Raw genomic sequence first — 18,447 nt, 5'->3', positions numbered from 1 at the left:
GCATCAGGAAACCCGACCATGAATACCATCACCTCTATCGGAACGGCCCCGCTCGTCGAGCTGCGCCGAGTCACCAGGCACTACCAGATTGGCGAAAATCCGGTGATCGCCCTCAAGGGCATCGACATCACCATCCAGGCGCGCGAGTTCGTCGCGATCTGGGGGCCGTCCGGGTCCGGCAAGTCGACCCTGTGCAACCTCATCGGGATGCTCGACTCGCCCACCTCGGGCACTGTGCTGATCAATGGCCAGGAGGTCAACGATCTGTCGGATAACGCCCGCAGCGAGCTACGCAACCGGACCATCGGCTTCGTCTTCCAGAACTTCAACCTGGTGCCGGTGCTCTCGGCGCTGGAGAACGTCATGCTGCCGCTGCAGATCGCCGGCGCCTCGTCCACGGTGGCCCGGGAGCGGGCGCTCGAGCGGCTGACTGAGGTGGGCCTCGAGAAGCACGTCGCCCACCGCCCGGCCAAGCTCTCCGGCGGCCAGCAGCAGCGGGTCGCCATCGCCCGGGCGCTGGTCACCGACCCGGCCCTGGTGATCGCCGACGAGCCCACCGCCAACCTCGACTCGGGCAACGCCCGGCGGATCATCGAGCTGATGTTGAACATCAACGCCAGCCACGGCACCGCCTTCGTCTTTTCCACCCACGACCAGCGCCTGCTGGAGAGCGTCAAGCGCCGCGTCCTGATGCAGGACGGCGAGATCGGCAGTGACAGCCATCCGACGCGCCCGGCCGTACAGACCCGCATCGCAGGGGGACGTCCATGATCACCTGGTTCAAGCTCGCCACGCGGAACCTGTTCCGCAACGGCCGCCGCTCGCTGTTCACCGTGATGGCGATCGGCCTCGGCTTCGCCGCGGTCAACGCCCTGGGCGGCTTCACCGCCTACATCTTCACCAGCCTGGAGGACTCCTACATCCACATCCAGGGCAACGGCCACATGTCGATCTTCAAGAAGGGCTTCCTCAACGAGGGCAAGCTCGACCCGACGCGCTACCTGCTCAACGAGGAGGATGTGCGGGTGATCGACGAGGTGCTGCAGGCCCATCCGGAGATCCGCATCTCAACCCCCGAGCTGAACATTTCCGGCCTGGTCAGCAACGGCGAGGTGTCGACCATCTTCCTCGCCAGTGGGCGGGTGTCGTCGAAGGTCGATGTCATCCGCAGCCGCTCGCGGACCAAGGTCGGCAACATGCAGCTGTTCGACGGCGAGCCCATGAGCGACGAAACCCCCAACGGCCTGGGCATGAGCCAGGGGCTGGCCGACCAGCTCAGGTTCAAGCAGGGCGATACCGTGGTGGTGATGGCGCCGACCGTGAACGGGCAGATCAACGCCCTCGATGGCCAGATGCTGCAGACCTTCAACTCGCCGGTCGAGGCGCTGGAGGACAAGCTGATGCTGGTCAGCCTGGAGTTCGCCCAGAACCTCTACGACACCACCAGCGTCGACCGGATCAACGTCCTGCTCAATGACGGCCTGCTCACCGAGTCGATGCGCGCGACCCTGCAGAGCGAGCTGGTCGCCCGCGGCCTGGATATCGAGATCAAGACCTGGAACGAGCTGTCGACCTTCTACACCAAGGTCAAGAACATGTTCGACGTGATCTTCCTGTTCGCCTTCCTGATCGTCTTCACCATCGTGGTGATGAGTGTGGTCAACACCGTGGGCATGGCGATCATGGAGCGCACCCGGGAGATCGGCACGCTGCGCGCCCTGGGCGTGAAGCGTCGCGGCATCGTCGGGCTGTTCGCGCTGGAAAGCATGCTGCTCGGCCTGTTCGGCTCGCTGGTCGGGGTGCTGCTCACCCTCGCCGTGTGGTCGAGCATCGCCACCCTGGAGCCGACCTGGATTCCGCCGCAGATTACCCGGCGCATTCCGCTGGAGGTCTACCTGGTGCCCCAGGAAATGCTCTGGAGCATGCTGGCTTTGCTGGTGCTGTCCCTGCTGGCGGCGAGCCTTCCGGCACGCAAGGCGGCGCGGATGGAAATCGTCGGCGCTCTGGGACATGTATGAGCCGCTGGGACAGGTTTTCGAACCGACGGAGATTTTGAGAGATGAAAGGACTTTCCCGCATTTCCGCATTCGGTCTGGCACTGCTGATCAGCACCCTGGCCGTCGCGGAGAACACTGCACCCTCTGCGAAGACTGCCGGGGAGGATGGCCGGGGCTTCTTCAGCCGGCTGTTCGGCAGCGACGATGACGACAAGCCCGCCGAGCGGGCAGCCACTTCCCTGCCGGCGCCGGTGGAGTCGAAGGCCCCGGCGGCCTCCCAGGCCGCCAGCCCGCCCGCCAGTCAGTCTTCCCAGACGAGCGTGCCGGCACGCCCCGAGCCCGAGGCCAAGGCGATTCCGCAGGTGGCCAAGGCCTCCACGCCGACCCCGCTCGCCAGCTCCGCCGAGGATCCCTACCAGATCCTCAAGCGGGCCGACGAGTCGCGCGGCAACCTGCAGGGCATCGCCTGGAACGTGGCGATCGAAGCCAACGAGAGGGGCCGCACCGACAGCATGCTCTACGACATCAAGGCGCGCGGCTTCAACATCTCGGGGCTCAACATCGCGCCGCCGAAGTCCAAGGGGCAGAAGCTGCTCATGCTCGACAACAACATGTGGTTCCACAAGCCGGGCCTGAGCAAGCCGATCCCCATCTCGCTGCGCCAGAAGCTGATGGGTCAGGCCTCCTACGGCGACGTCGCCTCGACCAACTACGCCGAGGACTACGATGCGACGCGGCTGCCCGACGAAACCGTGGATGGGGTGGAGTGCTACGTCTTCGACCTCAAGGCGCGCAATTCGAAGACCACCTACGACCGGATCGTCTACTGGGTGGACAAGAAGCGCATGGTGGGAGTGAAGGCGGACTACTACACGCTGTCGGGCAAGCGCTTCAAATCGGCCAACATGCAGTACGGCAGCACGGTGACGATCAATGGTGAGGCGCGCCCCTTCATCTCCGAGATCGCCATCTACGAGGAGCTGATGAGCGGCGATGTCACCACCCTGAGCATGACCAAGCCAAAACTCGCGCCGCTGCCGGACTTCATCTTTAATATCAATTTGTTCATGAAGTGAGCCTGGTATGGAGCGCTCCGGCATGAGAGAGACGCCACGGATGGCCGGCTCGGCATTGCCTCTGCAATACGGAGCGCTCCATACTTACCCTTTTGGGCTCAACAACCCGTTCAGGGTAGTCAACGCAGTATGGACAACTTCGGATATTACAGGGATGGAAGAGATGGCAAGGATGGCGCATCGTTTGGGACTGGTATTGCCTCTGGCGGGCATGGCAATCCAGGCAGGTGTGGTGGGCGCGGCCGAGCTTCCCGAGCTGGGCGAGGAGCGGATGAGCCTGGCCGATGAGCTGGCAAGCGGCTTCTATTCGCGCGTCAACCTCATGGCCTACACCCTGGTCCAGGAAACCGAGGACTCAACCCTCAACCCCGACAACGCCGCCGAGATACCGCGCTACCAGTGGGTGCTCAACCCGCGGGCGGACCTGAACCTGAACTTCCGCAACTGGGAGTTCGCCCTCAAGCCGCGCGCCGAGGCGATCTGGGAGAAATGGGAGGACGGCCCGCGCGATGGCGACGACCAGGACAGCTCGGAGCTGTTCCTCACCGAAGGCTGGGTGCGCTACCGGCCCTTCGACGAGCTGACCCTCTCCTACGGGCGGGAGAATCTGCAGTGGGGTCCGTCGGTGATCCTCTCGCTGTCCAACCCCTTCACCCGCGACAACGGGCGCAACAACCCGCGCGTCGAGGTTCCCGGCCTGGACTACTACCGGGCGATCTGGATTCCCAACGAAAACTGGACGCTCTCGACGATCTACAACTACGGTCCGGGACGTTCGGACGACGTCGAAGGCTACATGACGGGCCAGCCCTCGGTGGGCACCGGCCGACTCTCGGACGAGGAGTTCGAGAAGATCTACGCGGTGAAGCTCGATTACACCGGCTCCTCCGGCTACGCCTCGATCATCCACTCCTACCGGGAGAGCGACCAGCACCAGACCGGCTTCTTCGCCGGCTGGAACGCCTCGGATGCGCTGCTTCTCTATACCGAGGGCAACGTCAAGCACGAGGGCAAGACCGGCTACCAGTTCGGCGCCTCCTATACCCTCGAGATCGGTCCGACCGTCAACGTCGAGTACCTGCGCGACAACAACGGCTGCGACGACGAGCCCATGATCGGGTGCGTCCTGACCGGCCAGTTCGAAGGCCGGAACGTTCTCCACCGGCAGAGCTACGCGATGGTCCAGGTCACCGACAACACCTCGATCCCGGATCTGGAATACAACATCCGTTACCTGAGAAACCTGGACGACGAGTCCCAGCGTTTCACCGGTATTCTCGAATACGACCTGACCAACCACGTCCAGGCCTATTTCACGGGCAACATCTTCACCGGGGGCGACGACGACGAGTTCGGGACGCTGTTGCGCTACTCGGTGTTTACCGGAGTTAGCTACACGTTCTGAGCGTTCACCGAGCAGGGGAGGCAACGGTCGCGATCTCGTCCGTTGCCATCCTCCCATGGACTGGAGGCCGCATGAGCAAGCCGACTTTTGCGTTCGTCACCATTGGCAGTGGGTCCTACCTGGGCTCCACGATTCGTGACCTGACTCTCGCCAATATCCTGCACCGACGCGGTTACAAGGTGCTGGTCTACTGGATGATGGAGTGGAATCCCGAACTGGCCGATCCGGGGATCGAACACCGGCTGCTCTGCCACGGCACGCGCTACCAGTTCCGGCGGCCCTCGGCGTTCATGGACCAGGTGGTCGGTTCAGCCGCCTTCCTGCTCCCGCTGAAGCTGCGGGTGCGCGTCACCCAGAGCCTCAACGGCTTCGTCGACCGCATGCTCACCCACCTCATCTGTTCGCTGCATGCGGCGCCGGACTCCGATGCCGGCCTGGTCCGCCGCCTGCGCCGCTTCATCGCCCGGGACGGGGTCAGCCATCTGATGATGAGCTTCGCCTCCCTCGGCATGCTCGCCCTGGCCGCCAAGCGCCAGGGCGGACTCGATTTCGACTACGTGCTGACCTTCCAGGGCGACGAGCAGTTCGCCGACTATGCCCGGCGGAGCGGCCTGTTCGAGACCTACCGCAGCCGCCTCAACGAGGCCGTCGCCGGCTCGCGCTGGCCGGCCCTGCTGGTCAGCCACGACTACCTCGAGCGGATCGCCGTCGAGCTGAAGGTTTCCCGGGAGCGCATGTGCGTGCTCTACAACGGCATCGAACTGCCCGCCCCGTCGGCCCAGCCGCTGCGGGCGGGGCTCAGGAAGCTCTTCCCCAGGCTGCGGGAGGACATCCCCATCGTCACCTACTTCGGCCGCCAGGAGGCCGAGAAGGGCATCGACCTGCTGCTCTATGCCGCCCGGCTGCTGAAGGCGCGCGGTGTCCCGCTGCAACTGGTGGTCTGCGGCGCCACCGCCAAGGGCGAATCCTGCAAGAAGGTCATCGCCGATCTCGCCGACCATCTCGGTCTGCCGATACACCAGGCCGGGGCGGTCCCCCGGGAGATCCGCGACACGCTGTTCGCCCACAGCCACTGCGTGGTCTATCCCTCGGTGAATCGGGAGGCCTTCGGCCTGGTGGTGGCCGAGGCGATGAGCCATGGCACGCCGGTGCTGGTGCCCGACTACGGCGGCGTCACCGAAGTGATGCGTGACGGCGAGCGGGCCGGGGGCTTGACCTTCGCCGCCTGGGACAGCGGCGACCTGGCCCGGCAGCTGGAGAGGCTGCTGACGAACGCGACACTCCACCGCGAGCTGGCAGGGAATGCCCGCCCGCTGGCGGAGCGCTTCACGGCCGATCGCATGACCGACCGTGTGCTGCAACACCTGGGCATTACCGACCGGAGGGGGCGGCCGTTGCCGGATGGCGCCATTACCCAGGTGGCATGACGCGCGCGGGCGCCCCCGCGTGTTTGACGGTCCGGGCGGCGATGCCCGGTGCTCGATCCATACAGGGAGTTTTTCCATGAGCCAGGTTTCCAGTCCCAACATCATGTTCGTGTTCCCCGGGCAAGGCTCGCAGTACGTCGGCATGGGGAGCGACATCCACCGGCACTTTTCCTGCGTGCGCGATCTCTACGAGCGAGCGAGCCAGGCGATGGGCTTCGACGTGGCGGAACTGTCCTTCCAGGGGCCGGAAGAACGGCTCAACAGCACCGAATTCACCCAGATCGCGCTGCTCACCCATTCCATGGCCTGCCTCGCGGCGTTCCGCGACCTGACCGGCGGAACATGGGCGCCGAGCGTGCTGGCCGGGCACAGCCTGGGCGAGTATTCCGCGCTGGTCGCCGCCGGCGCCCTGCAGTTCGAGGATGCGCTGCGGCTGATCCGCATGCGCGGCCGGCTGATGTCGGAGTTCGGTCGCGGGCAGATGGCCGCCTTCCGCCTCGACCTCGACTCCATCAAGCCGCTTGCCGAGGCGCGCTACTGCGGCATCGGCGGCTGCAACCTGCCCGACCAGACCGTGGTCTGCGGCTTCGAGAGCGACCTGGAAGCACTCATGGCGGACGTCGTCGCCCGCTTCGGCCGGGCCAAGGCCGGGCGCTACCTGAAGACCGAGGGCGCCTACCACACCTACCTGATGATCGGCGCCGCGGAGTACTACCGTCCCCACCTCGACGCCGTCGCCCTGAGCGCCCCGGCGCTGAAGGTCCTGTCCAACTATACCGGCGACTATCACGCCGACGACCCGGAGCAGGTGCGCGCCGCGCTGTTCTTCCAGATGTTCCACCCGGTGAAGTGGATGAGCGGCCTGCAGCGGGCGATCGACGACGGGGTGAGCCTGGTCATCGAGTTCGGCGGCGGCATCGGTCGCGACCATCCGGGGCGGGTGCATTCGCCGGCGGGCCGCAAGCCCAACCTCGAAGGCATCATGCGCAAGGCCTACGCCGGCTCCGGCCGCCGCGGCCTGTACATGCCGGCCATCAACCAGGAGAGCCTGGAGCAGACGGCGCGCACCCTGGAGCTGCTGCGCAGCGCCTCCCCGCTGGAGCCGGTATGGGTGGACGAGCGGCACTTCTCCCTGCATCTGCCTCTGCACCAGGGCGTCGCCGACGAGGACAGCGTGGGGCTGGGCATACTGGTTCAGGAACTGGGCCTCAAGCGGGTGGTGGAAACCGAGATCGAGGAGGATGACGACAGCCTGCTGACCCTCAAGACCTATTGCGACGAGGGGATCGCGGCCGCCGAGCCCTATCTGGAGGTTCTGGTCGGCGGGGAGACCGGGGCCTTCCTGCACTATCGCGGCGATGCCATCCGCCGCGAGCTGGCCGCCCTGCGCGAGCGGTTGGACCGCCCGCTCCCGGCCGTTCGGGCCATCGCCGGGGGGCGCTGAAATGAACGCCAGGGAGGGCAATTCCCATGCGGCCGTGCGGCGGCTGTGCGTCTGCTGCGCCTTGGTGATGCTGCTGGCCGCCAGCGGCGCCGCCAGCGCCACGGCGAGCGACCCGCTGATCGGACTGTGGATGATCCGCGACGAGCGGACCGGCGAGCCGCGCGCGCTGGTCCGCATCGCCCGGCAGGACGACGAGTACCGGGGCATCATCGAGAAGGGCCTGCGCGGGCCGAACGCCGAATCGTCCTACTGCGACAAGTGCGAGGGGGAGCGTCGCGGCAAGCCGCTGCTCGGCATGACCATCCTCAGCGGCGTGAAGCAGGAGGGCGAGGGCTATGGGGACGGCGAGATCCTCGACCCGGACAGTGGCAAGGTCTACGACTGCCGCCTGACCCTGCAGAAGGGCGGGCGGCAACTGCGGCTGCGGGGCTTCATCGGCACACCGCTGATTGGCGAAACGCGCACCTGGTACCGGGTGGATCAGACTGCGCCCTAAGCCCGCCCCGAGAACAGCGCGGCGCAGCCCAGCGCCTCGACCGAGACCTCGTGGAAGCGCTGGCCAAGCTCGTGCTGCAGGGTTTCCAGATCGTCTTCCCGGTTGGAAAAAATTCCCTTGCGGTTGTACGCGGCCATCAGACCCCGCGCCAGGGCGCTGCGCGGGACGCCGCCCTGCAGCAGGGTGCTGCCGAAGATCACGGCGCCGGGGTTCATCAGCGCCTTGAGGTGATCGAAGACCACAGCCTTCTCGGCGAGGGAACCCGGAAGGCAGTGCAGCAGGTAGTTGACGCCGACCGAGTCGAAGCCTTCGCCGGTGAAGGCGATCGGCTCCAGCACATTGCGCCGGTAAGTCTTTGGCGCGTAGCGGACGATGCGCTGGGCGGCGAACGCCAGGGTGTCCGGGTTCAGGTCCATCAGCGCCACCCGTGGCGCATCCGCGGGAAAGCGGCAGCGGTCGAGGAAATACCCGGTGCCCACCCCGACATCCAGGTGATTGGCGCTGAGGTGGTGCGCATAGTGGTTCTCGAGGCGGCGGGTGGGGCACTTCCAGATGAAGGGGTTGGAAAGTCCGAGCACCACGAAGTCGTAGAGCGCGAGCGTCCGCCGGGTGTAGACGGCCTGGCCGGCCTCCACCTGTTTCTGGGTAACCATCATGACTGGGTTGTCTCTCTGTACTGCCTGGCGAGGCCCGGGGTTTTTTATCGATCCCGGGCAGGGCGCGCAGTGTAACCGCCGGCGCGGGACAGGGGCGAGGCGCCGCTGGCGAGGTCAGGCGGCCGACCAGAGCGCATAGGCCTGCAGCAGCCTGTCCTCTTCCGGAAAGCCGTCGAACGCCTCGGTGCGGGTCTCGACCAGATGCGCCAGCAGCGCAGCAACGGCGCGCCGCTGTTCGGACGTGCAGTAGCAATACAGCTGGTTCCAGGCCCCGCCCGAAGAAAGGTGGAACAGTAGCTGATCGGCATACCAGCCGTACTCGCGGCTTGGCGGAGCGAGGGCGAGGCGGACCAGCGCGGGCAGGTAGTAGGCCTGGCCCAGGGGCAATGCAAAGCACAGCGGGTCCCGGCCCGGATTGCCGACGTGGCGCAGTTCCAGGCTGTCCCGGTCATGGCTGCGCAGCGTCTCGTCGTGCTCGGCGCACTCGCAGCAGTGCCGGTAATCGGTGAAGTGCTCGGGCTTGCCGACGTCGGCGAAGGCGGCATCGATCTGCGCGAGGAGGTCCGCGTCGCTCGTCATGAAGGGCTCAGGCGGCCGCTGGCCCCTTGAGTTCGACGACATTGCCTTGCGGGTCGGTGAGGTAGAGGGATGGCCCCATCCCTTCGGCCCCGTAGCGCGACTCCACGGCGCCGGTCGCGATGCCGTGGGTTTCGAGCCGGGCACGGATCAGCGCCTCGTCGAACGGCTCGATGCGCAGGCAGAAGTGATCGAGATTGCGTCCTTCCTTGCCCGGGGCGGCGCCGCCGGCGCTGCCCAACTGGCCGTCGACGGGAACCAGATCGATCAGCGCACTCCCGGCGCGCAACTGGACCAGGCCGATGTCATCCCGGCGGCGCTCGACGCTGCAGCCCAGCGCCTCGCAGTAGAAACGCAGCATCTTCTCCAGGTCGACGACGCGCAGCACCAGATGGTCGATTCCAAGGATGCGGAACATGGCGGGCTCCAGAGGCGATGGCCGATCTCGCCGAAAGTATCGACGGCGTGGCGGAGCTGTCCAGAGGGAGGGGGCGAGCGCCGCTGGCAGGTCAGCGCGTGCGTGGCGGCCGGCTCCTTGCCGCCTGCTCGGCCCGCGCGCGCAGCTGTCCGCAGCCGCCGTCGATATCCTGTCCTGCCGAGTTGCGCACCTTGGTCAGCACGCCGCGGCTGTGCAGGTAGCGCACCAGCTCGACGATCCGCTCGCCGCCGGGGCGCCGGTAGTCGTCGGCTTCCAGGCTGTTGTAGGGAATCAGGTTCATCACCGCGTACTTGCCCTTGAGCAGGCGCAGGATGCCGTCCATTTCCTCCTGGCTGTCGTTGATGCCCTTGAGCAGCGTCCACTGGTACTGGATCGGATGGCCGGTCTGCCGCGCATAGGCCTCGCCCAGTTCGACCAGCTCCTGCGGGTCGATGCGCGGGGCGCGCGGCAGCAGCCAGTGACGCCGTTCGGCGTCGGTGCTGTGCAGGGACAGGGCCAGCGCCGGCTTGACCGGCCCTTGCGGCAGGCGCTCGAACACCCGCGGATCGCCCACCGTGGAGAACACCAGGTTCTTGTGGCCGATGCCGCCGGCAGTGCCGAGCAGCTCGATGGCTTCCAGCACGTTGTCGAGGTTGTGCGCCGGCTCGCCCATGCCCATGAACACCACTTTCTTCACCGGGCGGAAGCGCCGGGCCAGCGCCACCTGGGCGACGATTTCGGCGCTGCCGAGCTGGCGCAAGAGGCCGCTCTTGCCGGTCATGCAGAACACGCAGCCCACCGCGCAACCGACCTGGCTCGACACGCAGAGCCCGTCGCGCGGCAGCAGCACGCTCTCGACCATCTGCCCGTCGCCCAGCTCGACCAGCAGGCGCGCCGAACCGTCGGCGGCCGGATGCTCCGAGCGCAGTCGCGCCAGGCCGGCGACCGTCTCGCTCAGCTGCGGCATGGCTTCGCGCACGCTGAGCGGCAGAAAGTCCTGGGCCTGCTGGTGGCGCGTGCCGGTGTCCAGCGGCCAGCCCTGCAGCCAGGCACGGTCGATCCGCCCGATATGGCGGGGTTTGGCGCCGAGGTCGGCGAGGCGTTGGTGAAAGTCGGCGATTTTCATGGGGCGCGAATGCTACCACCGGGCGCAGGCGAGCGGCAGTCGGGGCGACGGGGAGAGTGGCACGGATGCGGGCGAGCTGTGGGCAACCAGGCTAGCGTTAGCTATAGCTCCGCCGCCAGCGCATCGGCACGAAGCGGATGGGCGGCAGCGCCGGATGCCGGGACGAGCCGAGCGCCTGCGACAGGTCGAGCAGGATCTCGCGGGACTCCGGCGAGGGCACTGGGGTGTCGAAGTCGATCGACAGGTGATAGCTGCGTCCCGGCTGGTCGAGATGCAGCTCCGTTGCCACGGGGCGGTGCTCCCAGCTTCCGCCTTCCCTGACGCGCATGCCCTGGTGGTCCCAGCGGTCGAAGTCGAATCCGGCGACGCCACCGAGGCGTCGATTCCCAGTCTGGAGCACCGCCTGTGACGGTCGGAACACGAAGCCGGGCTCCGTGGGCGTCACCGTGATGAACACACGGGTTTTCCCGGGGCTGTGGTTCTTCCAGTAGCGCTCGCGCGGGTCGATGTAGAGCGGGAGGACGAACAGGTACAGCTGCGTGTCCCAGGTGCGCAACTGGTTGTCGAGCGTCACCTGCAGGCGCAGGCTGGGGAGCTCCAGCGCAGGAGGGTTCTGCGTTTCCTCGAAGAAGGACGGCGACTCCCGAAGGGCCGGCGGCGTGTCGCCGAGGTAGGCGACGCTCTCCCAGCCACCCCGGAATCCCGCGCAGCCGGTGACGAGCAGGCATCCGAGGGCCAGCAGGGCAAGGCGACGAGCGGCAGCCGGCATGTGTTCACCTTCCACAAACGACCTGCCGGCTACGCCCGCAGGATGCGCACCTTGAACGAGCGTCCCTTGATCTTGCCCTCGTCGAGGCGTTTCAACGCCTGGCGGGCGACGCCGCGCTCGACGGCGACGAAGGCCTGGAAGTCGAAGATGGCGATCTTGCCGACCTGGGCGCCGGGGATGCCGGCCTCGCCGGTCAGCGCGCCGAGGATGTCGCCGGGGCGCAGCTTGTCCTTGCGCCCGGCGGCGATGCACAGGGTCACCATCGGCGGTTGCAGCGGCTCGCCGGTCTGCGCCTTGAGGCTGTTCAGCGGGTGCCAGTTCAGCGGGGCTTTCTGCAGGGTTTCGATGGCCTGGGCGCGGTGCGCTTCGGGCGGCGCGACCAGGCTCACCGCGATGCCCTTCTTGCCGGCGCGGCCGGTGCGGCCGACCCGGTGGATGTGGGTTTCCGAGTCGCGCGCCAGTTCGACGTTGATCACCAGGTCGAGGGCGTCGATGTCGAGGCCGCGGGCGGCGACGTCGGTGGCGACCAGCACCGACAGGCTGCGGTTGGCGAACATCGCCAGCACCTGGTCGCGGTCGCGCTGCTCCAGGTCGCCGTTCAGCGCCATGGCGGAAATGCCCTGGCAGTTCAGGTGCTCGACCAGTTCCTGGCACTGCTGCTTGGTGAAGCAGAACGCCACCGAGGATTCCGGGCGGTAGCAGGCGAGCAGCTTCATTACGGCGTCCATGCGCTGCTCGGGAGCGATCTCGTAGAAGCGCTGCTCGATCTGGCTGTCGTCGTGCAGCGCCTCGGCCTTGACCTGCTGCGGGTCGCGCATGAAGGTCGCGGAGAGCTGCTTGATGCCGGCCGGGTAGGTGGCCGAGAACAGCAGGGTCTGCCGCTTGTTTGGCGTCTGCCCGATGATCTCGGCGATGCTGTCGTAGAAGCCCATGTCGAGCATGCGGTCGGCTTCGTCGAGGACCAGGGTGTTGAGCCCGTCGAGCTTCAGGGTGCCCTTCTTCAGGTGCTCCTGGATGCGACCGGGGGTGCCGACGATGACGTGGGCGCCATGTTCCAGCGAGCCGATCTGCGGGCCGAAGGACACGCCGCCGCAGAGGGTGAGGATCTTGATGTTGTCGGCGGCGCGGGCCAGCCGGCGGAGCTCCTTGGCGACCTGGTCGGCCAGCTCGCGGGTCGGGCAGAGCACCAGTGCCTGGCAACCGAACCAGCGCGGATTGAGCGGCTCCAGCAGGCCGATGCCGAAGGCCGCGGTCTTGCCGCTGCCGGTCTTGGCCTGGGCGATGAGGTCCTGGCCCTTGAGGATGACCGGCAGGCTCTGCGCCTGGATCGGCGTCATCGCCGCATAGCCGAGGGCATCGAGGTTGGCCAGCATGGCGGTGGAAAGGGGCAGGGCGGAGAAGGCGATGGTGGTCACGGGACGGGCCTGAAAGAGCGGAAATGGCACGCAGTCTATCAGGAGACGGGGGCCGGCCTCGCAGTCCGCCGAAGCGTTCGCGAGCCGGGCCTCACGGCCTTGCCGTCGACCAGGGGTTCCTGGCTGGCTTCGATGATGGCACCCGGGCGCGCGCTTTCAACGGAAGCTCACGCCGACCGAAGGCGCACCATCCAGCCCTTCGTACACCACCCGCACCTGCTGGCCGGCCTGCGGGACCAGGGGCCTGGAGAACGAGCCGAGGCTCAGCAGGTCGCCGGTCTGCAGGCGGACGCCGCTGCGGGCCAGGTCCCGGGCGAGCCAGATCGCCGCCGCGAGCGGGTGGCCCATCACGTCGCTGCCGCGACCGCGATCGAGTTCGCGACCCTCGCCGTCGAGCACCCGCACGGTCATGTCGGCCAGTTGCGCGGTCAGCTCCGGCGAGGCCGGCAGGGGCTTGCCCATCACGCCCAGGCGCGCGCCGACGTTGATGTAGGTGATCGTCGCGCCGTTCAGCGTGCCGGGGTCCCGTACCAGCAGGTCGGGCAGTTCGATGAAGGGGATCAGCGCATCGATGTACTGCATCGCCTGCTCGGGTGTGGTCGCCGAGTGGATCTCCGGACTCCCGACGCGCACCAGCAGGTCCGCCTCGAGGCGCGGCTGCGCGCCGAAGCGTGCCGGCAGTTCGGCGCCGTCGGACAGCAGCATGTCCGCGAGCAGCGTGCCGCGCACCGGCTGGTCGTGGTTGAAGCGTTTCTGCACCGCCGGGTTGGTAAGCCCCGCCTTGTAGCCCACCACCCGGCCCATCTGCCGGCCGAGCAGGGCCAGCACTCGGTCGCGTCCGCATTCGGCCTCGGCGAGGGTCAGCGGCGGCGGGTTCTCCAGCACCTGGCGATCCATGTAGAGCGCCACGAGACGGGCGGCTTCGGGCTCGGAGGGGCAGGCGGCCTGCGCCGTCGCCGCGCCCAGTGCGCAGGCCCAGCCGGCCAGCAGAGGCATCCAGCGTGTTTGGGGCATGGGGTCGTTCCGGTGGAGAGAAGGGCCAAGGTTGGCATTTCGCGCAGGGAAACCCAAGGGCTGCGGACGGGGCACCTGCCGCGTTCGGAGTGGAATGGCCCGCGGCGTTTTCTCTCCTGCGGGGTTCCAGGCCCCGCCACCTCCATCCTGGCGGCTACCGGCTCCGCCGCCATAGCCACCAGCTCAGCCGCAGATCGTCGAGGATCGGCAGCGCGGCGAGGAGCATCAGCAGTGCGGCCAGCGGCACGGTGGAGCGGAAGCCGAAGTGGCTGAAGCCGAAGGCACCGATGGCGCTGCCGACGAGGAAGCAGCCGACCAGCAGGGCGTTGATGCGCAGGCGCTCGCGGTTGGCGCGCACCGGCTCCTGATCCGGGAGCGCGCTGCGGTTCACGTAGATCAGCTTGCCCAGTTCGATGCCGATGTCGGTGACCATTCCGGTGATGTGGGTGGTGCGGATCTCGGCATTGGAGATCTTGGTGATAATGGCGTTCTGCAGGCCCATGATGAAGCACAGCAGCATCACCGTCAGCGGTATGTAGAAGCCGGCAATCTCCATCAGCCGTGTGCCAAGCACGCCGAAGCACAGCAGCAGGAGGGCTTCGAGCAGCAGCGGCAGGGCGTACTGGCCGTGCAGGCGGCGCCGGCGGGAGAAGTTGACCAGCAGGGTGGAGGTGATGGCTCCGGCGACGAACGACAGCAGGCCGCCAAGCCCGCCAAGCGCCAGCTCGGTGCTGCCGAGCGCCAGGTTGCCGGCCATCGAGGAGGCGATGCCGGTCATGTGCGAGGTGTACTGCTGCACGGCGAGAAAGCCGCCGGCGTTGGCCGCCCCGGCCACGAAGGCCAGCGACAGCCCCAGCTGCCGGTTGGCGCGCTTGGTACGCTTGCGATCGGTCAGGCGTCGCGCATAGTTGATCGGCATGCTCCGCTGACTCCGTCCGTCCGGACTGGCGAGGTAGAAGGGCGCGGATTATACGCCCCGGGTCGCGGCCGCGATCCTAGCGGATGGTGGAGTGGTGATGTGGATCGCGGCGCTTGCCCGTCCTGCGCGCCCCCGAAACCAGCTGACCGCCCCGGTGACCTTGGTTAAGATCCCGGACATCAATCCGTCCGATCGCCGAAAGGATCGCCATGTCTGCTCAAGCTGCTGCAAAGACCGTTGTCTTCTACGAAAAACCCGGCTGTGGCGGCAACCGCCGCCAGAAAACCCTGCTCCAGGAGCATGGTGTCGAACTGGAAGTCCGGGATCTGCTGAGCACCCCCTGGACCCGCGAACAGCTGGAGGCCTTCTTCGCCGGGCTGGAGAAGGACGCCATGGTCAATAGCGCCGCGCCGAAGATCAAATCCGGCGAGCTGGATGTCGCGGCTTTGAGCCGCGACGAGCTGATCGGCAAGATGCTCGCCGAGCCGTTGCTGATCAAGCGGCCGCTGCTGGAAGTGGGCGAAACCCGCATCTGCGGCTTCGACATCCCGCGCCTGAACGCGCTGCTGGAGGTGGACATGCCGGTGCCCGAGACCATCAACAGCTGTCTCAAGACGGACAAGTGCTCCTCGCACTGAGCGCGTCCACGTTATGGTGGCCATGCTCCTGCGTGGGCACCCGATAGCCTGGGGTCAACCTGCGTCGGGAGCGCCGCGCGAAGCGTCCGTAGGCGCAGCGATCAGCTGGCCATGTCTGTCTGCCGGACTGGCTGGAGCGTCCATGTCGCCCGGGCGCTCCATGCTTAATGGCGGCTGAAGAAGTCCCACATCAGATCCGTGGCGGAAATCGCCACGCGGGAGCGCGGGAACGATCAAAAAGTTCGGCAGTCAATCGGCATTGGCTGCCAGGCAGCGGCTGGTGCGGGTCTTTTGAAGGGAGCCATGGGAGGGAACCGGGAATGCTATCGCGCAAGCGCTGTTTTTATCCGACTCGGCAGAGTGTCGGGCAGGTCCGGTATGGAAAATATTATCGCGTGTGTATCGTCAGATAACTTTTCGTTGAAGCGCACACTCGTACTGCCTGCGAGCGATACTCACCTCATGTCTTGTTATGGATAATGAACCAGGGAGAGAAATGAAAGCACACATATTCAGCATAGTTGCGGTTTGTGTTGTTTCAAATATGCTTGTCGGTGTTTCATGTGCGGCAGGCAATTACACGGAAGAAAAAATAGAATGCAAGTTGCCTGGTTGTCAAGTTAGCTGTGCATACAAGGAAGCAAACTGGAAATCATTTGGTAGTGTCGATGTTGTGACAATGATCATATATGACAGTGGAGCTATCAAGCTATTGCTCGACAAAGGTATTGACGGAAGAACTACAATTGTTACCGGTGCGCAAGGTTATATGTGCAGTGTGGAAAATCAGCGGAATTAGTGGCGCACAACCGGCGCATCGAGTTCGCCCTCCCGTTGGTCTGGCCAGGTCCTCGCACCGCTGTGTGGCGCTCGGCTTCTCATGCGGTTAGCTTTCCGCCGAGTCCTTGTCCTTCAAGATTACAGCTGGTCTCCGTTTGTACGCAAAAGCCGTTCAGTCCATATGAAAGGCCCGCCATCCACGGGCCTCATCGCTCGGGCCATCAACGTTCTGCCCGGCCGGGGGCAGTTCTGGAGCACACCTCGCCAGGGATCGCGGGGAGCCGTTGTTTCGAGATGTCAGGAGAGCCGCGTGACTACCACGCGAAGCGGCCCACCCTTTTCCGGCTCAAGGGGATGGTTGTTGCCATATTTGTCTGGCCAGTCGTTGGCGAAGAAGTAGAGCTGGCGGTCAGACCATTCGGCAGCCTCAGGCGGAGCGCTCCACTCGCACGCCGAGCCGATCGGGAACGCACGCTTTTCGTCCTTTCCCACGACACCACACAGTAAAAACACCCGCCGCCCAGGCAGGCGATTCCTCTTCTGCAGCAGCCAGCCCCACCAGCCCTCCGGACCGCAGGTGATCCAGCTGTCTTTCCATTTGCCGCTGGCTGCGAAGCGATAGCGGGCGTTCGGCGTGATCTCGATGTCAGTGGAGTGATACAGCTCGCGAGGGTCTACCTCGATGGCGGAGCTGGTTTCGTCGATGGCGAGTGGGTGCATGGAGCGCTCTCCGAACAGGTCAGAACTTGTCATGAGTCCGCTCGAAAACGGACTCTTCCAAAAACTTCTTCACTGATCGTGCCAGACTACTGCATTGCCATATCGCGGGATGACCTGGCGTTCAAATGGCGCAATCGTCATCACAAGGTAGGCCCTGAGGATTGGGCGATCCAGCGCAACGAGGCCTGTCAGCGGGGCCTTCGTCGCAAAGCCCGGATGTGCAGTCTCGGGAACCGCGCTCATCGCTCGGGCAGACATCCCGGCAGCGCCGGCTGCCGTCGGGGTGCGGCAGCCAGGCGAGCGGCAGTGCATCAGCGCCCATGCCAGGCACGAAAGCCGAACCAGACTAACTGCATTCCCAGTACAAAAAACACGGCTGCCGGCAACCAAGGACCGATCAGCTTGATAACGATTACGAGCATCTGTCCACGTCTGCCGTCGGGATGATATTGCTCTGTAACCATGAGCCAGGAGAGCCACTCCAGTCCGCAACCAAGAAAAACAAGGAGTGCGCCCAATGGCCTCGGGCTGTTTTCGCGCAGAGGATTGAGCCGGTTTTCCGTATGTTCGCGCAGCAGCAAAGTGAGAAGCAGTAAAAAGAGGAACAATCCGGATGCGGCAGCCAGAGCTTGAGGTTCGAATGGCCGGTGCAGCAGGAATACGAAGAATATGGGTATAAAGAAGGTCAGAATCAGCAGTTGCAGCAGGATGCAGAGCATGTGCATGACAAATTCCCTGTCTGTGCGAGATGGATTTACTTGGCTTGAGTCGGATGATCGATCCGAGAGTGGTCTCAGGGCTTCAGCTCGATAGGCGTTCCATCCGGCACGGCTCTCCAGAGTTCGGCCATGTCCCGATCGGTGACGGCGATGCAGCCCAGGGTCCAATCGGCCAGCCGGTGCAGCTTGCCAATCCAGCCGAAGCCATTGCGTTGGCCATGGATCATGGTGGCGCCGCCGGCAGACAGTCCCTTTTTCCGTGCGGCCTCGGTATCGGCTGCATTCGGATAGGAAATATGCAAGGCACGGTAGTAGCCGCTATCGGCTTTGCGGTAGTCGATCCGATAGCTTTTTGATGGTGCCCACGCTCCTGCGTGGGCACCCGATAAGCCGACCTGCAGCGGGGCGCGGAACATCCCATGGCGGCGTTTCCAGGTGCAGGTGGAAGCGCTCAGCATTCTCCGTCCAATTGGCTGCCACGACGAACGCCGGCGCAAGGTTTCGCTTCAGTCATCCCCCTCGGCACCGATGGCGGCGAAGCATTTCAGCCGGTGTTCGCCTTCCAGTTGCCAGCTGTCATCGGCTGGGTCATAGGCAGCCTCCATCACCTGGTTGTAGCTGAACTGCCAGTGGCGGCGCTCGCGGCCGTCGAGGGCTTCGATGCGCAGTACGGTGCCTTCGCTGGCGAAGGGCTGGTCGGCCGTGGCGGCTGCGTCGGCTTCGTCCAGCAGGGCGTCGTCGAGGCTGAAGTCGCTGGCGTGGAGGCCGTCGATCTCCAGCATGTCGGCGGTTTCCAGCTGGTCGAGCAGATAGGGCGTGTCGGTCATAGGGACTCCTGGCGCGGTGTGGATG

At 65.7% G+C, this 18,447-nt stretch carries 21 protein-coding genes; 9 read left to right on the top strand and 12 right to left on the bottom strand.

Annotation, left to right across the window (positions count from 1 at the left end; genetic code table 11):
- Positions 1-18 precede the first annotated feature (18 nt).
- The 7 genes from EV691_RS00230 (at position 19) to EV691_RS00195 (ending at position 7,845) form a co-directional block, all read left to right on the top strand.
- Positions 19-771, top strand: a complete 753-nt coding sequence (locus EV691_RS00230) for an ABC transporter ATP-binding protein (RefSeq protein ID WP_039803748.1) — start codon at positions 19-21, stop codon at positions 769-771.
- Positions 768-2,018, top strand: a complete 1,251-nt coding sequence (locus EV691_RS00225) for an ABC transporter permease (RefSeq protein ID WP_089168322.1) — start codon at positions 768-770, stop codon at positions 2,016-2,018. Before EV691_RS00230 ends, EV691_RS00225 begins: the two co-directional genes overlap by 4 nt.
- Before the next feature lie 41 nt (positions 2,019-2,059).
- A complete protein-coding gene (locus EV691_RS00220; protein ID WP_131298078.1) occupies positions 2,060-3,073 on the top strand; it encodes an outer membrane lipoprotein-sorting protein in 1,014 nt (337 codons plus the stop codon).
- Positions 3,074-3,245: 172 nt separating this feature from the next.
- On the top strand, positions 3,246-4,478 hold the full coding sequence (locus EV691_RS00210; protein WP_131298083.1) for a hypothetical protein: 1,233 nt from the start codon (positions 3,246-3,248) through the stop codon (positions 4,476-4,478).
- A gap of 71 nt (positions 4,479-4,549) precedes the next feature.
- Positions 4,550-5,905, top strand: coding sequence for a glycosyltransferase family 4 protein (locus EV691_RS00205; protein ID WP_131298085.1), 1,356 nt, complete (start codon positions 4,550-4,552; stop codon positions 5,903-5,905).
- Positions 5,906-5,981: 76 nt separating this feature from the next.
- The gene (locus EV691_RS00200; protein WP_131298087.1) at positions 5,982-7,349 is read left to right on the top strand and encodes an ACP S-malonyltransferase; all 1,368 of its coding nucleotides are present in this window, start codon (positions 5,982-5,984) and stop codon (positions 7,347-7,349) included.
- 1 nt (position 7,350) lies between these two features.
- On the top strand, positions 7,351-7,845 hold the full coding sequence (locus EV691_RS00195) for a DUF2147 domain-containing protein (RefSeq protein WP_131298089.1): 495 nt from the start codon (positions 7,351-7,353) through the stop codon (positions 7,843-7,845).
- On the opposite strand, the gene EV691_RS00190 is transcribed toward EV691_RS00195, so the two are convergent.
- From EV691_RS00190 to EV691_RS00155, 8 genes are all read right to left on the bottom strand, one after another.
- Positions 7,842-8,501 (bottom strand): class I SAM-dependent methyltransferase, encoded by a 660-nt coding sequence (locus EV691_RS00190; RefSeq protein WP_131298091.1) that lies wholly within the window; start codon positions 8,499-8,501, stop codon positions 7,842-7,844. The genes EV691_RS00195 and EV691_RS00190 overlap by 4 nt on opposite strands.
- A gap of 114 nt (positions 8,502-8,615) precedes the next feature.
- The gene (locus tag EV691_RS00185; RefSeq protein WP_131298093.1) at positions 8,616-9,080 is read right to left on the bottom strand and encodes a hypothetical protein; all 465 of its coding nucleotides are present in this window, start codon (positions 9,078-9,080) and stop codon (positions 8,616-8,618) included.
- Between the two features lie 7 nt (positions 9,081-9,087).
- Positions 9,088-9,495 carry a VOC family protein gene (locus EV691_RS00180; RefSeq protein ID WP_039803762.1) on the bottom strand — a complete coding sequence of 136 codons (408 nt, stop codon included), beginning with the start codon at positions 9,493-9,495 and terminating at the stop codon, positions 9,088-9,090.
- Between the two features lie 91 nt (positions 9,496-9,586).
- On the bottom strand, positions 9,587-10,621 hold the full coding sequence (locus EV691_RS00175) for an RNA methyltransferase (protein ID WP_131298095.1): 1,035 nt from the start codon (positions 10,619-10,621) through the stop codon (positions 9,587-9,589).
- 97 nt (positions 10,622-10,718) lie between these two features.
- Positions 10,719-11,405, bottom strand: a complete 687-nt coding sequence (locus tag EV691_RS00170; protein ID WP_131298097.1) for a hypothetical protein — start codon at positions 11,403-11,405, stop codon at positions 10,719-10,721.
- A gap of 14 nt (positions 11,406-11,419) precedes the next feature.
- On the bottom strand, positions 11,420-12,805 hold the full coding sequence (dbpA, locus tag EV691_RS00165) for an ATP-dependent RNA helicase DbpA (RefSeq protein WP_131298099.1): 1,386 nt from the start codon (positions 12,803-12,805) through the stop codon (positions 11,420-11,422).
- Between the two features lie 156 nt (positions 12,806-12,961).
- Positions 12,962-13,819: a 2-keto-4-pentenoate hydratase gene (locus EV691_RS00160; RefSeq protein WP_207390177.1), complete on the bottom strand. Its 858-nt coding sequence runs from the start codon at positions 13,817-13,819 to the stop codon at positions 12,962-12,964.
- A gap of 154 nt (positions 13,820-13,973) precedes the next feature.
- Positions 13,974-14,738 (bottom strand): YoaK family protein, encoded by a 765-nt coding sequence (locus tag EV691_RS00155; RefSeq protein ID WP_131298101.1) that lies wholly within the window; start codon positions 14,736-14,738, stop codon positions 13,974-13,976.
- Positions 14,739-14,947: 209 nt separating this feature from the next.
- On the opposite strand from EV691_RS00155, the gene EV691_RS00150 reads away from it, so the two are divergent.
- Positions 14,948-15,376, top strand: coding sequence for an ArsC/Spx/MgsR family protein (locus EV691_RS00150; RefSeq protein ID WP_131298103.1), 429 nt, complete (start codon positions 14,948-14,950; stop codon positions 15,374-15,376).
- Between the two features lie 496 nt (positions 15,377-15,872).
- On the top strand, positions 15,873-16,175 hold the full coding sequence (locus tag EV691_RS00145) for a hypothetical protein (protein ID WP_131298105.1): 303 nt from the start codon (positions 15,873-15,875) through the stop codon (positions 16,173-16,175).
- 278 nt (positions 16,176-16,453) lie between these two features.
- On the opposite strand, the gene EV691_RS00140 is transcribed toward EV691_RS00145, so the two are convergent.
- From EV691_RS00140 to EV691_RS00125, 4 genes are all read right to left on the bottom strand, one after another.
- Complete coding sequence (locus EV691_RS00140; protein WP_131298107.1) at positions 16,454-16,876, bottom strand: hypothetical protein; 423 nt, start codon at positions 16,874-16,876, stop codon at positions 16,454-16,456.
- A 311-nt stretch (positions 16,877-17,187) separates the two neighbouring features.
- On the bottom strand, positions 17,188-17,601 hold the full coding sequence (locus tag EV691_RS00135) for a hypothetical protein (protein ID WP_131298109.1): 414 nt from the start codon (positions 17,599-17,601) through the stop codon (positions 17,188-17,190).
- Positions 17,602-17,669: 68 nt separating this feature from the next.
- Positions 17,670-18,053 carry a L,D-transpeptidase family protein gene (locus EV691_RS00130; RefSeq protein ID WP_131298111.1) on the bottom strand — a complete coding sequence of 128 codons (384 nt, stop codon included), beginning with the start codon at positions 18,051-18,053 and terminating at the stop codon, positions 17,670-17,672.
- A gap of 48 nt (positions 18,054-18,101) precedes the next feature.
- Positions 18,102-18,422 (bottom strand): DUF5629 family protein, encoded by a 321-nt coding sequence (locus tag EV691_RS00125; protein ID WP_131298113.1) that lies wholly within the window; start codon positions 18,420-18,422, stop codon positions 18,102-18,104.
- Between the last annotated feature and the right edge of the window lie 25 nt (positions 18,423-18,447).

The sequence above is a fragment of the Azotobacter chroococcum genome (assembly GCF_004339665.1).
In the GTDB taxonomy this organism is placed as follows: domain Bacteria; phylum Pseudomonadota; class Gammaproteobacteria; order Pseudomonadales; family Pseudomonadaceae; genus Azotobacter; species Azotobacter chroococcum.
Note: the sequence above shows the minus strand (reverse complement) of the source record. Positions and strands in the feature narration are given on the sequence as shown.